The 13,953-nt window shown below is 60.3% G+C and carries 13 protein-coding genes and 1 pseudogene; 4 read left to right on the top strand and 10 right to left on the bottom strand.

The window, feature by feature from the left end; translation table 11 throughout:
* Positions 1-50: 50 nt before the first annotated feature.
* From HWY30_RS19585 to HWY30_RS19555, 7 genes and pseudogenes are all read right to left on the bottom strand, one after another.
* A complete protein-coding gene (locus HWY30_RS19585) occupies positions 51-458 on the bottom strand; it encodes a TonB family protein (RefSeq protein WP_167368805.1) in 408 nt (135 codons plus the stop codon).
* Between the two features lie 91 nt (positions 459-549).
* The gene (locus HWY30_RS19580; RefSeq protein ID WP_090811642.1) at positions 550-3,240 is read right to left on the bottom strand and encodes a beta strand repeat-containing protein; all 2,691 of its coding nucleotides are present in this window, start codon (positions 3,238-3,240) and stop codon (positions 550-552) included.
* The gene (locus tag HWY30_RS19575) at positions 3,241-3,849 is read right to left on the bottom strand and encodes a hypothetical protein (protein WP_090811640.1); all 609 of its coding nucleotides are present in this window, start codon (positions 3,847-3,849) and stop codon (positions 3,241-3,243) included. It lies immediately after the preceding gene.
* A gap of 226 nt (positions 3,850-4,075) precedes the next feature.
* Positions 4,076-5,008, bottom strand: coding sequence for a phytanoyl-CoA dioxygenase family protein (locus tag HWY30_RS19570; RefSeq protein WP_167368804.1), 933 nt, complete (start codon positions 5,006-5,008; stop codon positions 4,076-4,078).
* Positions 5,009-5,147: 139 nt separating this feature from the next.
* A complete protein-coding gene (locus HWY30_RS19565; protein WP_167368803.1) occupies positions 5,148-5,297 on the bottom strand; it encodes a hypothetical protein in 150 nt (49 codons plus the stop codon).
* A 781-nt stretch (positions 5,298-6,078) separates the two neighbouring features.
* Positions 6,079-6,330 (bottom strand): annotated as a pseudogene (locus HWY30_RS19560) (MFS transporter); the annotation flags it as partial.
* An 87-nt stretch (positions 6,331-6,417) separates the two neighbouring features.
* Positions 6,418-7,377, bottom strand: coding sequence for an MBL fold metallo-hydrolase (locus HWY30_RS19555; RefSeq protein ID WP_090811638.1), 960 nt, complete (start codon positions 7,375-7,377; stop codon positions 6,418-6,420).
* A 205-nt stretch (positions 7,378-7,582) separates the two neighbouring features.
* On the opposite strand from HWY30_RS19555, the gene HWY30_RS19550 reads away from it, so the two are divergent.
* Together HWY30_RS19550 and HWY30_RS19545 are read left to right on the top strand one after the other, a co-directional pair.
* Positions 7,583-8,386 carry an IclR family transcriptional regulator gene (locus HWY30_RS19550; protein ID WP_090811637.1) on the top strand — a complete coding sequence of 268 codons (804 nt, stop codon included), beginning with the start codon at positions 7,583-7,585 and terminating at the stop codon, positions 8,384-8,386.
* Between the two features lie 5 nt (positions 8,387-8,391).
* Positions 8,392-9,246: an IclR family transcriptional regulator gene (locus HWY30_RS19545; RefSeq protein ID WP_090811636.1), complete on the top strand. Its 855-nt coding sequence runs from the start codon at positions 8,392-8,394 to the stop codon at positions 9,244-9,246.
* 10 nt (positions 9,247-9,256) lie between these two features.
* Here the strand turns inward: HWY30_RS19545 and HWY30_RS19540 are convergent, their stop codons facing one another.
* Together HWY30_RS19540 and HWY30_RS19535 are read right to left on the bottom strand one after the other, a co-directional pair.
* Complete coding sequence (locus HWY30_RS19540) at positions 9,257-9,448, bottom strand: DUF2783 domain-containing protein (protein ID WP_013094246.1); 192 nt, start codon at positions 9,446-9,448, stop codon at positions 9,257-9,259.
* A 5-nt stretch (positions 9,449-9,453) separates the two neighbouring features.
* Complete coding sequence (locus HWY30_RS19535) at positions 9,454-11,139, bottom strand: FAD-dependent oxidoreductase (protein ID WP_090811634.1); 1,686 nt, start codon at positions 11,137-11,139, stop codon at positions 9,454-9,456.
* 279 nt (positions 11,140-11,418) lie between these two features.
* Between HWY30_RS19535 and HWY30_RS19530 the strand changes: the two genes are divergently transcribed.
* Entirely contained in the window at positions 11,419-12,573 is a 1,155-nt protein-coding gene (locus HWY30_RS19530) for a Vgb family protein (protein WP_090811632.1), read from the top strand.
* Positions 12,574-12,646: 73 nt separating this feature from the next.
* Here the strand turns inward: HWY30_RS19530 and HWY30_RS19525 are convergent, their stop codons facing one another.
* Positions 12,647-13,066 carry a DUF1810 domain-containing protein gene (locus HWY30_RS19525; RefSeq protein WP_090811630.1) on the bottom strand — a complete coding sequence of 140 codons (420 nt, stop codon included), beginning with the start codon at positions 13,064-13,066 and terminating at the stop codon, positions 12,647-12,649.
* 160 nt (positions 13,067-13,226) lie between these two features.
* Between HWY30_RS19525 and HWY30_RS19520 the strand changes: the two genes are divergently transcribed.
* A complete protein-coding gene (locus tag HWY30_RS19520) occupies positions 13,227-13,697 on the top strand; it encodes a ribonuclease (RefSeq protein WP_090811628.1) in 471 nt (156 codons plus the stop codon).
* Positions 13,698-13,953: the final 256 nt, after the last annotated feature.

The following is a 13,953-nucleotide window of genomic DNA, read 5'->3' as shown; positions in this document are numbered from 1 at the left end:
CAAACATTTCGGAAATGGAGATAGTGGTGTGCGGCTTCGTGTACGCTTGGCTAGGCGGCTGGTCTGACCGTAATGGTGAAGTGCCGCTGCGTATCATCTTGGGGAGGAGGAAGCGGCGAGGCCTTTTTCACCGCCGCCAACGCGATGGCGTCCCATCCCACATGACCGCTACTTTGCGCGAGGGTTGCGCTTGTGATCTGTCCATCATCTGCGAGCTTGACATCGATTACGGTCGGCGCCTGAGATTGCGTGTCGGGAAGGCTGGACCTGAGATGCTGGCGCATGCGTGACTGAACCTGTACTGCAAACCCACGGTCCTGCGGGCGAATGCCTGTCAGCAGCTCATCGGGTATTCTGACCTCGGAATAGAGTTGAAGTGGTTGACCAGCGCGGGGTCCGTAGGCGCAGCCCATTAGTGCATGACATGTAATCACGCAGATTGCAAAACCAGTTTTCATGTTCGTGCGTTTGACTCTCACAACTCCCGGCGCACCGGGCGCGCGCATCTGCGGCGTATCCGCTGCAGATGCGCGACTCCATTACGTCGGGTCAGTGCAGGCTGGCCGCGAGCATCGTGTACGGTTGTGGCTGTGCGGCAGGCAGCAGCGTCGAGCTGGCCGCCGGCTGGGCATCGTAGGAGGACATGCCGGCGATCAGGTTGCTGATCTGCAGGTCTGCCAGACTTGCGGTAGCCTGCCCGTCCGGCAGGCTGCTCATGACTGCGGGAGCGGGCTGGAGGCTTATGTCGATCGCGGTACTAAGCGGGCTCACGGAGATCGGCGGAGTCGGCACGGGGTAGCTAATCACCCCGTTGCCCTGATCTATGCCTCCTGACGGCGGGGACGGAAAACTACCCCCGCCCGGCGGCTGTGGCACCGGTGTCTGCGGGCCAGCTGGACGCCCATTGGTGGTATTGAGTGTGCCCGACACGACGTTGTTGGCCGGGTTATCACCTTGAAACCTGACCGTGGCGCCGTTGGCGTAAACATAATTTCCCTGTCCGGTCACGATAATGTTGGTGTTTACGCCATTCAAATCGTTGGCGTTAATGAAATTGTTGTCGCCATTGATATATATGGTCTTTCCCCTCAGTGCGCTACCGAAATCGATCTCGCAACCGGACGCATTAACGGTGTCATTGCCGCCATTAACAAAAAGGTATGAACCTGCTCCCATGCTAATGTTGCCATTATCGCCAATGCTGCTGAGCGAGCATCTCGCCCCAGCGCTAACGGAAGTGTTATTGCCCACTGCGATGATGTCCCTATTGCCTTCTGCTATAGCCAGCGAGTTCGAATCACCGTAGACGATACCATTTGAGCCTTGGTGAAACGTCACGCCGTCGCCGGCCAGGTGGAATTCTGAGTTCGTGCCTGCGATGGAAAAGCCATTACCGACAAATGACGAATCAACCCTGACGTTGTTGCCCCCAATGGCCACGGTGACACCACCACCAGCTGCAGCTATCGCGTTCGAATCCCCGCTCACGATGCCGTCCGAATTCTGATGGAACGTCACGCCATCACCGGTCAAGTTAAACAACGCGCCCGTTCCGACTACTGAGAAGCCATTCCAGGCAAATGACGAATCAACCCTGATGTTGTTGCCCCCAATGGCCACGGTGACACCACTGCCAGCTGCAGCTATCGCGTTCGAATCCCCTCTCACAATGCCGTCCGAATTCTGGTGGAACGTCACACCATCGCCGGTCAAGTTAAACAATGCGCCCGTTCCGGCTACTGAGAAGCCATTCCAGGCAAATGACGAATCAACCCTGACGTTGTTGCCCCCAATGGCCACGGTGACACCACTGCCAGCTGCAGCTATCGCATTCGAATCCCCCCTCACGATGCCGTCCGAATTCTCGTTGAACGTCACGCCATCGCCGGCCAGCTGGAATACCGAGTTCGTGCCTGTGACGGCAAAGCCGTTGTTGGCGATCAGCGATTCGATATGAGCGTAGTTCCCAACGAGCGTGACGCCGACGTTGCTGCCCACTGCAGCCACGAAATTCGAATCGCCGTAGACGACGCCATCCGAGTTATGGTTGAACGTCACGCTGTCGCCGGTCAGATGAAACACCGTACCGGTGCCCGTGGTCGCGAAATTGTTGCTGGCGACGAGCGAGTTGACGACGCTATTGTTGCCAACCAGCGTCACATCGGTCTGGCTGCCCTGTACATTGACTACACCAGTACCATTGAGCGTGACATGATTGCCGATTCCATTTTCGTTGACGAAGGTCTGGCCGCTGCTGGCGCTGATCGTATAGTTGCTTCCGTTACCGTTGACGAAAATATCGCCAATCGACCCGTCGGCACCACTACAGAACTGAGACCAACTGCCGTCGGCATAGGTGCAGATTTGTGCCTGTGAGGCGGTGCCCGGCTCGTCGCGGATCATCCATGTGCCGGTCTGCGCAACGCCTGCCGCATTCAGGAGAAAGTCGGGCAGGCCAGAATCTGGTGCCTGGAAAAAGGTCGTGCCCGAAGCAAAGGTGTAGGCTGTTCCACCTGCGACCTGCTGGATGCTGGTCGGCACCTCGATGGAATAACCGCTCACGAGGCCGAGTGCATTCAGTTGCGGCACCGGCATGCCGCCCGCGAGCGCGTTCGTGACGGTGTTCGACAGCGAGTTCGTGAAGGAAAGCTGGTCACTGGCGGACAACTGGTTGTAGTACGGCGCGATCACGCTGCGGATCGCGTCGAGATTGTCCTGCAGGGAGGGCGAGTTGGACCACGCGAGGCTGGCGAAGGTCAGGCCTGCCGCGGCAATGCCGGCTGCTATGGCGATTTGGGGGGCCGCCACTGCAGTGACGCCTAATGCGGTCGCCGATCCCAGTAGTGAAACAAGGTCGCTGTCCTTGATGTTGGCGAGGGCGTCTCCACTTTTAATCGCATCGCGGATGAGTACCCCAGCGTTTGCGATCAGGCCGAGCCATGACGCGCCGCTTGCGAGCTTGCCGGCAAGCGCCCCGGCGTTGGCGGAATTGGCCGCGACCTGCTGGAACATCTGCAGAGTGGAAAGCCCGGAGCCGGCGATGTCCATGCCGGCGGCCAACCTCTGCCCAAAGGCGACCAACGGGTCGCCAGCTTGTGCCGCCTGGCTCATCTGGGCAGCGGCGTCTGCCGCTGCTGCCGTGCCGCCAGTCAGGTTGTTCACCAGCGTGGCGATCGCTTCCGCGTTGCCGAGCGACCGGGGTGAGATCTGCGGCAGATCCGCAAGAGCTTCAGTTGCCATTTACACGTCCTCCTGTGACAGTTTTTTCTTCAGGCGATAGGCGTTCAGAGTGCTGATCGCCCAGAACACACCAGCGATGGAATACATCACCATGTCTGCTTTCCACGGGTAACGACGGGCACGCCGCAGCGAATCCTGCAGGCGCTGCTGCGGAATCAGGTCTGTACCGCCGGGCGTACGGATTACGAGAGGCCAGTACGATCCCTTGCCGTTTTCGAGCAGGAATCCCTCGGTGTACACATGAACCGGCGGCTCTCTCCGGGCCAGCGCTTCGAGACCGATGCTGTCCATCACGTAGCGGCCAGTTGCGTAGTGCCGGCCGTCATCCGTCTCGAAGTCCACATAGGGCACGCGCCGGATACCGAACTGGGTGAACTTGTGGACAAACTGGCCCGTCGCCCTGATCAGCGGCGCTTCCGGCGGCAGCGAACCAGAGAATTGGGCGTCAAAAAGATGACCGATGAACGGCGTCCCAATAGCCCACATGAGCGCTCCCATCAGAAGGCTGGATTTCCACTTGTAGCCCTTGCCAACGTCCTCCGGGTTACCTTTGAAGAGCAACCAGAACGCTTTGAGCCATGTGATCCGTGTTCGCGACTGATCACTCATTTCATGATTCCTGTATGAGCGATGATGTCGACGCTGCGGGAAATGGTTCGATTCATTTATTAAATGCGCGATGCATTGCCAGGCTCGCGAAATTTGGCCGAAATGAGGCGTTGTAAATATTGAAACTTTGTTATCGTTGGGACGATGTGACGCTCTGAAAGTATTGCCAGGATGCGCAAACGAGACTCAATGACGCTTGCTCTTTGTCGTTGCAACCTGGAGAGCTTCAGATTGAGCGCCCCTCCGCCTTTCCAAAAAGATCGTAGTGTTGAATACCTGAAACGAACCTGCTCTCCTTCACGGCTCGTGCCACGTCCGGATATTTGGTGAGATACGCTTTCTCGAAGCGGGCGCGCTCAAACGCTTCCTCTGGAACGTCCTGGATGGGCCGATCAATCCAGAATCCGCACGACATGGGGTGCAATTTCAGATCGAGGTTCGTCGCGTCGTCGGCAGAGAAATAGTGGAAGACGAGCGACTTGCGCGTGCGCGACGGGTCCGCGATCGGACCACCGCCATGCAGCAAGTTGGCGTGCCAGATCAATACGTCACCTTTTCTTGCCGAGAAGGTTTTCTTCTCAAAGCCATGCCGCTCCACCTCGGCGTCCATATACGCATGCCACCTTGGCATTTCATCAGGTACAAAGTGAGGCGTACCGTTGCTGAAAATCATCTGCTCGATTTTATGACTACCTGGGTAGTATTCCAGTTGCCCTGAATCCACGTGCGCGTCTTCAAGCGCAACCCAGATAGCGATCAGGTGATCGGGAGTTGTCGGAGTCATGTAAATCGAGTCGACGTGGGCGGGTTGTTGACTGCCTTTTTCGAAGTAGAGACTGTTACAGAGTGCAGGCAAGTGGCCCAATAGATCCAGAAGAATCGGAGCGATCCGCTCTGACAGTGCAAGTTCGCGAACTCCAGCCATATCGAGATAGAGATCGTTGATCTTCATCCGTCGCGTCGCGATTTCCTGCGGTGTCAGCAAACCCAGGAAACTACGTTCTCCTGTGTCTAGCAGGTCCACTGTCACATTCATCGGTTGATCGAGCTTACGCTCTGTGATCGAATCGACAACCTCATCTATCTGTTCTGGCGAATAGAAACTGGGAAGGATGGCGAAGCCGCTTTCGTCAAAATATTGTTTTAGAAGATATCTCACAAATACTCTCAATTATTTACGACTGACCTTTTGACTACGCGGGCGGAAGTCTGCACCGTCTCAATTTTCGTGGCTCCCATCCTGACCGTCTCTATTACGTGGCGCTGCACAATTTAAATCATGGCATGCAAATTGACAATTATTGAGATAGCGACGAAGCAGGCGGTGACGCCGGCACCTTGACCATACCCGTGTGGTCTTCGATATGGCTCGCGGTGATTGCGTTGCCTTCGATATCGATCACCGTACAGGTCGCGAGCAGGCAACAGAGCAGCGCGAAACGATGCACTTCACGCGGCGCTAACGGTATTGGGTGCAATGAGTCGGCTCAGGAATTCACCGGTACGTGAAGTTGACCCGCACACAAAAAGCAGCACGGTATGGGCAGGCGCGAGGCGTTTCAGCCCGCACTAAAGTACGTTGTTTCGCCTATGCGGAGAAGGGCGTGGCGAACGCACCGACGAAGCTCAGGTTGTTGAGGGTGAGGGTGGTTGCATCAACCTGCCAGATAAAATCTCAGTCATCGTCGGCAAAAAGTGAGCAGAATGCCGCGCCAAACTGCGAGGGAGCAAACTGCCGAGTCGTGATGGCGTAGCCGGTCGCCGCGGCGACGGCTGCGTATAGGCAACGGACTGGCCGCCCGTCGCAATGTGCCGTGCGACGACCTCTGCGACACCTTAGGCTACGGTGGGCGCGGAACCGGCGCAGGGATCGGGAAGGCCCAAGGGTGGCTTCACGCTCCGGTAGCAGTTCAAACGTCGAAGCGGGAAAAGCATCGGTGGGCAGAAACGCTGCGCATGCGTCGAGCGTGGCGCAGGTGAGAGTCAGCCCGCGCAGCACTGCAGTCTGTGTCGTCACGACTTCGCGGAGCCACACACGTCCGCGCGGCAGCAGCAGTTGCAGCACGTCCCGGTAGTCGGATACCCTGTGCTCAGGGCCGGCACGTCAAACCCAGGTCAACACGCCCGCAACAGGTAGCTCGCCAGTGCCGGGGGTGATGCTTGCTGCCAGCGGCATTTGAGGTCCGTCTGAAAAGCACTGGAATACTAGGTATATATTCGACTATGTATGCTCGGCACTTCGCACAGCACATAGACGAGATAGAACACGGCCGCGCTGAGTCCATACATCGCGTCGCTGAAGCTGAACTCATGCTTCATCTGCAATTGCACGAAGCCGATATTGATCCGGTCCACAACGGACGCGACATAGCAAAGAAAGAGAAACGGCACGACGCGCCACGCGACCTTCTTGAACACCGAATCGTCACTCGCGACGGGCGCGGCGCAGCCAATAGCGTTGCCATCGAGGGAATGCTGCATGTCGCGCTCCGCGTGCGGAGCGCGCCTTCATGGTCTAAACGGAAGTGAGGAAAGACCGAACGGCCTTTCCCCGAATGCACAGAACGATCAATTCTGCAGCGCGTCCCACATTTCCTTGTCGCGCTGCGCTGTCCAGATGCCCGGATGGCTGATGCCGCTTGCTTCGTCGTAGGCTCGCGACACGTCGAACGGCAGGCAATGCTCGTAGATGAAGACGTTGCCGAACTTCGGGTCCATGGACTTGCGCGTGAGCGCCATCGCGCCCTTCAGATCGAGCTTGTCCCTGAATGCGTCACGGCCCGCCTGCAATAGCGTGGTGACGAAGTCTTTCGTGTAATCGAGGCCCTTGTTCACTTCCGCCGGCGACAGTAGCGCGGGGCCGCGACCCGGCACCAGCTTCTCCGCGTTCAGGGCGCGCAGTGCTTCGAGCGTCGTCGGCCATTGTTCGAGTTGCGCGTCGCCGCAATAGCAGGCCGCGTCGTACTCGACCAGGTCGCCGGAGAACAACACCTTCTGCGACGGCAGCCAGACGACCGTGTCGCCCTTCGTGTGGCCGGAGCCGAGATGCGCGATGCGCACTTCGAGCTTGCCGAGAAAGAGCGTCATTTCCTTTTCGAAAACCAGCGTCGGCCACGTCAGACCGGGCACCGTTTCGACGCCTGCAAAAAGACGCGGGAAGCGTTCGATCTCCGATTTCATATCGGCTTCGCCGCGCTCGACGATCATTTCGTAGGTGCCGCGGCTGGCGATCACCTGCTGCGCGCCTTCCTTGAAGTACGCCGACGCACCCAGCACCCGCACCGCGTGATAGTGCGACAGCACGACGTATTTGATCGGCTTGTCGGTGACGCTGCGGATCTTCGCGATCAGGTCTTGCGCCATGGCTGGCGTGGCGGTGGTGTCGACGATCAGCACGCCGTCGTCGCCGATGATCACGCCGGAGTTGGGGTCGCCCTCGGCCGTATACGCATACGCGTTTTCCGACAATTGGGTCCACGTGATCTTCTTTTCTTCCAGATCGGCCTGGGATGCGAAAGCCTTCGCCATGTCTGTCTCCGTCTCACGACTCGTTGGGGGATGACTAATAGTCGTCGTCATGTTGTGATTTGTCAATGACAAAATACCTTGTCATTCACTAAGCTAGGGTAAACTCCGTTGGTTGGTCGGCACGGTCCGATCGGATACCATCTAGGCCTTCCACGGGCGACACCGGACGGGCCGAATCTCCTTCGGGTCAAGGGCGGACAACACGATGGCTGATACGACAAGCGAAAAGAAACAGCGGGGGATTCAGAGCGTCGAGGTCGGCGGACGTCTGCTGCAGGCGCTGGCGCGACAGCGCGAACCGCTCGGGCTGACCGAACTGGCCGGCGAGGCGCAACTGTCGTCGGCGCAGGCGCATACCTATCTCGTGAGCCTGACGCGCCTCGGCCTCGTCAAGCGCGATGCCCTGACCGGCAACTACGAGCCGGGGCCGCTGTCGTTGCGGCTTGGCCTCATGCATATCGAACAGCAGCCGGTCTATCGCATCGCGGCTGACCACGCGGCGTCGCTCGCGGAGCGGATCGGTCTTAGCGTGGCGATCTGCGTGGCGGGCGTGCAGGGCCCGACCATTGTCCGATACGAGCGCAGCGGTGCGCCGCTGCATGTCAATCTGCACATCGGCACGGTGATGTCGCTCGAAGCGACATCGACGGGCCGCGTATTCTGCGCGTTCTGTGCGCCCGAGCAGGTCGCGCAAATGGCGCGAAGCCAGGCGCATTCGGCGGACCCGACGCCGGCGCGCGGCCGCGCCGCCAAAGGGCCGACTAGCAAGGAGTGGCGCAAACGTTTCGATGAGATCCGCGCGCGCGGCATCGAGCGAGGAATCGATGCGCCAAGTCCGGGCATCAGCAGTCTGAGCGTGCCGGTGTTCGATGGCGATCAACGGATGCAACTCGCGTTGACGGCGATCGGCTCGTCGGGCTCGATCGAAGTCGCGTGGGACGGTGTGGTCGCGCGTCAGTTGCTCGAAACTTCCCGACGTATCACCGAAGCGCTGGTCACACCCAGCTGAGAATCATGCAGATCGAAACCCCGGACGCGTCCGACGCGAACACGCCCCAACTCAACGACACGAAAGCTCAGCGCGGAATCAGCGCGCTCGACAACACAGGCGAACTCCTGCTGGCACTCGTTGCCGCCGGCCGTCCGCTGTCGCTGCGCGATCTGGCCGCGGCCGCCGATATGCCTGCCGCCAAGGCGTTTCCGCATCTGGTGAGTCTGCTCAAGGTCGGCTTGCTGAGCCGCGACGACGCCGGTCTTTTCAGTGCGGGACCGCTCGGCATGGAGCTCGGCCTGATCGCATTGCAGCGCATGTCGCCGATTCGCGATGCCGAACCGGAGATCGTCACGCTTGCGGCGGAGTCCGGCATGAGCGTCGCGGTGGCGATTCTTGGACCTTTGGGTCCCACGGTAATCCGTTTCGAAGAATCGGCGAGACCACAACACGTGAGCCTGCGCGTGGGCACCGTGATGTCGCTCGTCAACACGGCGATAGGGCGCGTGTTCGCCGCGCATCTTGCGGACGACGTATTGGTCGGGCTGTTGTCGCAGGAATCGATCAGACTCGCGGGCGCGCCGGTTGCGGAAGTGCTCGTGGCGCCGAAAAAGGGCCCGCCGTCGTTGGCTCCGGCCTATCTGGCACGTCGCGCGAAGGTTGTGAGCGACGGCATCGATGACGCACTCGATGCGCCGGTGCCGGGCATCGGCGCGTTGGCCGCGCCCGTGTTCGATCATACGGGCAGCGTCAGTCTGGTGGTCGCGGTGATCGGTCCGTCGGGCGGCTTTGATTTCAGCGCGCACGGCACGACCGCACAGAGGCTGCTCGCCACGACACGACGGCTGTCGTGGCGGTTCGGCTGGATCGGGCGCTGAGCCTGGGTCGTCAATCCGCGCGCGCCAGCGCCAGCGCTTCGAGCAGCACGTCGGCATCGCCGATGTGGTTCGCGAGCAGCAGCACGAGTTTTGCGTTCATGAAATGGCTTTGCTCGTCGGTCAGTCCATTGTGCGCGTCGATGAGCTTTTCATAGAACGCATCGGGATCGGCCATATTCGTTTCGATGTTCAGCTTGGTCATGATGGTTATCCGTTGCAGGTTGCGCGATCCACGGCCTTGGCGACCGAGGCGGTGTCGAGGGCGCGCCAGCGCGCGCAGACGTGCTGGTCCGGACGCAGCAGATAAAAGGTGCCGGGCCGCGCATCGAAGCGATGCGTAACGATGCCTTCGACGTCCTCGATCACCGTGACGTGAGGCATCTCCGGCAGCGCGGTCACGGCCGCGCCACGCGGCACGACGATCAACGAGTGAACCGGCACCGCGAGGCATGCGAGCGCGCGAAGCCGTTCGGCGCATTTCGTCAGGTCGTCTCCCGGGCCGCAGAATTGCACACCCGTGAAGCCGCCATGTCCGGTCTGATTCAGGAACCAGGCGTCTTCGCCAGCGAGCTTGACCGGCGCGTCGGTGCTGGCCGCGCCGGGCACCATCGCACCGGTGAACGCGTCGGCGTCGGGCGAGTTCAGGGGCGAGTCGCGCAGAACTGCCGGCACCGACAGACGGCCGCTGTTGACGATGCGCCGCGCGAACGGACACTCTTTTGCGAGCTTAAGCGTGGCATCGCGGAACATCCGCGAAACCGCGCTTTTCGGCGTGATGAAGTCGGTGGCGCGCGATGAGTTCAGGATGTTTTCGTCCGCCGCATACTCGCGCTCGGATGCATAGGTATCGAGCAGCGCCGGCGGCGCGTCGCCGTTGACGACGAGCCGCAGCTTCCAGGCGAGATTGTCGGCATCCTGCACGCCGCTATTCGCGCCGCGCGCGCCGAACGGCGACACGCCATGCGCCGAATCGCCCGCGAACAGCACGCGGCCATGCCGGAAACTGTCCATCCGCAAACACGAAAACGTGTAGACGCTGACCCATTCGAGCTCGAACCCGGCATCGTCGCCGAGCAGCGCTTTCACGCGCGGAATCACTTTTTCAGGCTGTTTTTCGGCGACAGGATCGGCGTCCCAGCCGAGCTGGAAATCGATGCGCCAGACGTTGTCGGGCTGCCTGTGCAGCAGTACGGATTGGTTGCGATGGAAGGGCGGATCGAACCAGAACCAGCGTTCGGTCGGAAACGGCGCCTTCATTTTCACATCCGCGATCAGGAAGCGGTCCTTGAAGGTGCGACCATGACTGTCGAGACCGAGCGCCTTGCGCACCGCGCTGCGCGCGCCGTCGGCGGCGACCACGTATTGCGCGCGCATCGGATAAATGCCGTCGGGCGTTTCGACCCGCAACTCGACATGGTCGTCTTGCTGGGTCACACCGATCACATTGCTTTTCCAGCGCATCTGCAGATTCGCGGTTCGCTTCGCCTCGTCTACCAGATAGCCTTCGACGTAGTACTGCTGCAGATTGATGAATGCTGGGCGCGCGTGGCCTGTCTCGGGCAGCAGGTTGAACGTATAGATCAGTTCATCCTGCAGGAACACCTTGCCGACGTTCCAGCTCACGCCTTTGTCGACCATCTGCTTGCCGCAGCCGAGCCGATCGAAAATTTCCAGCGTCCGCTTCGCAAAACAGATTGCGCGCGAACCGCTCGACAGCGTGTCGTCATTGTCGAGCAGTACGGTGCGAACGCCCTGCTGGGCCAGATCGATGGCCGCTGACAACCCGACCGGGCCAGCGCCGATCACCACGACCGGATAGGTGAGCGGTGCACCGGCATCGTGGTCGGCGGCTCGTTCGTAGTCGAACCGCATCGTTTGGTAGTCGATCTGCATGGCGTCTCCGGGTTCTGCGGGGTATCTTTGATTAATCTATAGCAAGCAGTATTGCTCCTTGCTAATATCGGCCATTCTATAAAGCTTTTTGAGCAATCGAATCTGTATTTACCCTGGTGCGGTTCCATTGCACGCAAACCCGGCAACGAATATCCCGGCGAATCGCACTTTCGACAACGTCGAGGAAGCGCATGCCGCCAAGCATTGAAACGTCGGGTTGACCTTGGCAAGTGGCATTCGTGATACGTTAGCTGGCACAAGCAGCGATGGAGACCACCCATGCTGATTCCTCTGCTGTTACTTGTGGGGCTTCTTTGGTGGATGTTCGCGATCCATCCGGGGCATGCGGCGCTCGAGCGACTTCGTGCGACGATGGATTTTGCCCGCTTGGACTTCAAACATTTTCCGAAGCTTGCCCCGCAATCCACTGCCCGGTCTGCGATTGCCCTGGCTCTTTACGCCATCGCTTGCGCGATCAGCACAGACAACCTTGGCCTCGCGCAGGCTCAAGCACAGCCGCCGTCGTTCGAGAGCTTCGCCGTCCCGGCCGGCAGCGCACCGCATGACGTCGCACCGGCGCGTGACGGCACCGTGTGGTACACCGCGCAGGCGCGGGGAGCGGTCGGGCGGCTGGACCCGCGCAGCGGCAGAACCGACACGATCGCACTCGGCGCCGGATCGGCGCCACATGGCGTGATCGTCGGCCCCGATCGTGCGGCGTGGGTCACTGACGGCGGCCAGAACGCAATCGTGCGTATCGATCCGAAGACGCTCGCCGTCACGCGTTTTCCGCTACCCAAGGACCGGCCAGATGCCAATCTGAATACCGCCGTGTTCGACAAACAGGGGCATCTGTGGTTTACGGGGCAAAGTGGTATCTACGGCGAACTCGATCCGCAGCGATCGCGCATGCGCGTCTTTGATGCCCCACGCGGCGCCGGGCCCTACGGTATCTGCGTGACCCGCTCCGGGGATCTGTATTTCGCTTCGCTGGCGGGAAATTACGTAGGTCGCATCGACCCGACCACGGGCGCGGCACAGGTCATCGAGCCACCAACGTCGAATCAGGGCGCGCGCCGCGTCTGGGCCGATTCCAGGGGGCGCATCTGGGTCAGCGAGTGGAACGCCGGAAAAGTCGGCGTGTACGATCCTGGCACGCATCATTGGCGCGAATGGCGACTGCCCGGCAACGATCCGCACGCGTATGCAATATTCGTCGACGACCAGGACATCGTCTGGCTCAGCGAATGGAGCGCTAATGCGCTAGTGCGCTTCGATCCGCGTGCCGAGCGGTTCGACGTGTTGCGGCTGCCGCGTGACCACGCGAACGTGCGTCAGATGATGGGTCGTTCGGGCGAGGTCTGGCTGTCCGAATCCGGCACGGATCACCTGCTGCTCTTTCGATCCCGTGCAGCCGATGTGAGCGGGCAGTGACCACGCACTGCACCGGGAGCGGAATTGCGCGGTCCGCTGCGCCCCGCGTGCGCGGGACCGCTACCAAAATGGTCTAGAGCAGCTGGAGGGTCCGCGGATCGGCTTCTCCGCCGAAATACTTGCGCAAAGCTTCGATGAATACGTCGTTGTCGTTCGTGGCGCGCGCGAACAAGGTGACCGACGAGCGAAACTTCAGGTCATCCGGATACCCGAATATTTCCTCGACGGAGCGGTCGCTGACGAGGTTGACCAGGTGCGTCGTTTCGCGCAGCCGTGGGCCGAGTATCGGGTGGCGCAGATAGGCTTGCGCTTCGTCCAGCGACGAAAGCGCGAATCGCTGAGCCATTGCGCTGGTTCCGAGCCCCTCGATTTGAGGAAACACGAACCACATCCAGTGGCTTCGCTTGCGTCCGTGCCTCAGTTCATCGCATACCTGGTCGTAGACCGGCTCTTGTGCATCGAGGAAGCGCTGAAGATCATAGGGATCGTCCATTTCGTACTCCGCTGCAGGCGTGGAAACCATCGTTAAACCACGATTCTCGCGCGCATGCAGGCACGGGTCTACGATGGATCGTTGATTCGCTCCGTCATTAGCGATACCTTTACGTCTATCCAGGTCGTCGGGTGCTGGTCAACGAAGGGAGAACCGTTTCGTGAAGAGAGCGTGGGCTGTCTCCTGCATCGTCGCATTGAGCGCGATCTTCGGCGGATGCGGCAAGCAGGGACCGCAAAGCGCCACTGAGGCATCGGGCGCATCCGCGAGCTCGGCGCCGGTTCAGCCAGCACAGGGTGCGAGCGCTGCAACCGCTGCATCAGGCGCCCAAGGAACGGGCGCGCTGGTCACCGTCACCAAGGCGCAGTTGCCGGCGGAAGCGGCCGAAACACTGCGACTGATCAAAGCGGGCGGCCCCTTCCCGTTTAGCGATGACGGCGTCTTGTTTCGTAACAGTGCGGCTTTGCTGCCGAAGCATCCGCGCGGGTACTACCACACCTATACGGTTCGCACACCAGGCGCGACGGATCGGGGGCAGCGTCGGATCGTATGTGGTGGGCCGCGCAGGCAAACCCGCGAGTGCTATTACACCGACGATTACTACGCCAGCTTCAAGCGCATTGGAGAATAAAGACCGAATGAACTGCATCAGCGACGCTATCTGCGAACTGGCGGCGGCGTTGCAAGGCATCTTTTCGCTAGCTGCGATGGCGCCTGTTTCAGCGAGTTCGGCGACGCAGTCATCGTGCCATTGCGGCCCACAACGATGAGATACCTGCCGACAGCATCAATCCATCGACCAAAAGTCTGAACGTTGATGGCTTCATCCTGATCACCACAGATCTGGCGAAGAACGACCCCCAGCCATCAGCGCGGCACCTACACCT

This window comes from Paraburkholderia tuberum STM678 (assembly GCF_902833905.1).
GTDB classification, from domain to species: domain Bacteria; phylum Pseudomonadota; class Gammaproteobacteria; order Burkholderiales; family Burkholderiaceae; genus Paraburkholderia; species Paraburkholderia tuberum.
The sequence above is the reverse complement of the archived record's forward strand: the minus strand, read 5'-3'. Positions and strand labels throughout refer to the sequence as shown.

What these genes read in the sequence shown, in the direction of transcription:
- HWY30_RS19585 (WP_167368805.1), bottom strand. Translation starts at nt 458, where the DNA reads ATGAAAACTGGTTTTGCAATCTGCGTGATTACATGTCATGCACTAATG.
- HWY30_RS19580 (WP_090811642.1), bottom strand. Translation starts at nt 3,240, where the DNA reads ATGGCAACTGAAGCTCTTGCGGATCTGCCGCAGATCTCACCCCGGTCG.
- HWY30_RS19575 (WP_090811640.1), bottom strand. Translation starts at nt 3,849, where the DNA reads ATGAGTGATCAGTCGCGAACACGGATCACATGGCTCAAAGCGTTCTGG.
- HWY30_RS19555 (WP_090811638.1), bottom strand. Translation starts at nt 7,377, where the DNA reads ATGGCGAAGGCTTTCGCATCCCAGGCCGATCTGGAAGAAAAGAAGATC.
- HWY30_RS19550 (WP_090811637.1), top strand. Translation starts at nt 7,583, where the DNA reads ATGGCTGATACGACAAGCGAAAAGAAACAGCGGGGGATTCAGAGCGTC.
- HWY30_RS19545 (WP_090811636.1), top strand. Translation starts at nt 8,392, where the DNA reads ATGCAGATCGAAACCCCGGACGCGTCCGACGCGAACACGCCCCAACTC.
- HWY30_RS19540 (WP_013094246.1), bottom strand. Translation starts at nt 9,448, where the DNA reads ATGACCAAGCTGAACATCGAAACGAATATGGCCGATCCCGATGCGTTC.
- HWY30_RS19535 (WP_090811634.1), bottom strand. Translation starts at nt 11,139, where the DNA reads ATGCAGATCGACTACCAAACGATGCGGTTCGACTACGAACGAGCCGCC.
- HWY30_RS19530 (WP_090811632.1), top strand. Translation starts at nt 11,419, where the DNA reads ATGCTGATTCCTCTGCTGTTACTTGTGGGGCTTCTTTGGTGGATGTTC.
- HWY30_RS19525 (WP_090811630.1), bottom strand. Translation starts at nt 13,066, where the DNA reads ATGGACGATCCCTATGATCTTCAGCGCTTCCTCGATGCACAAGAGCCG.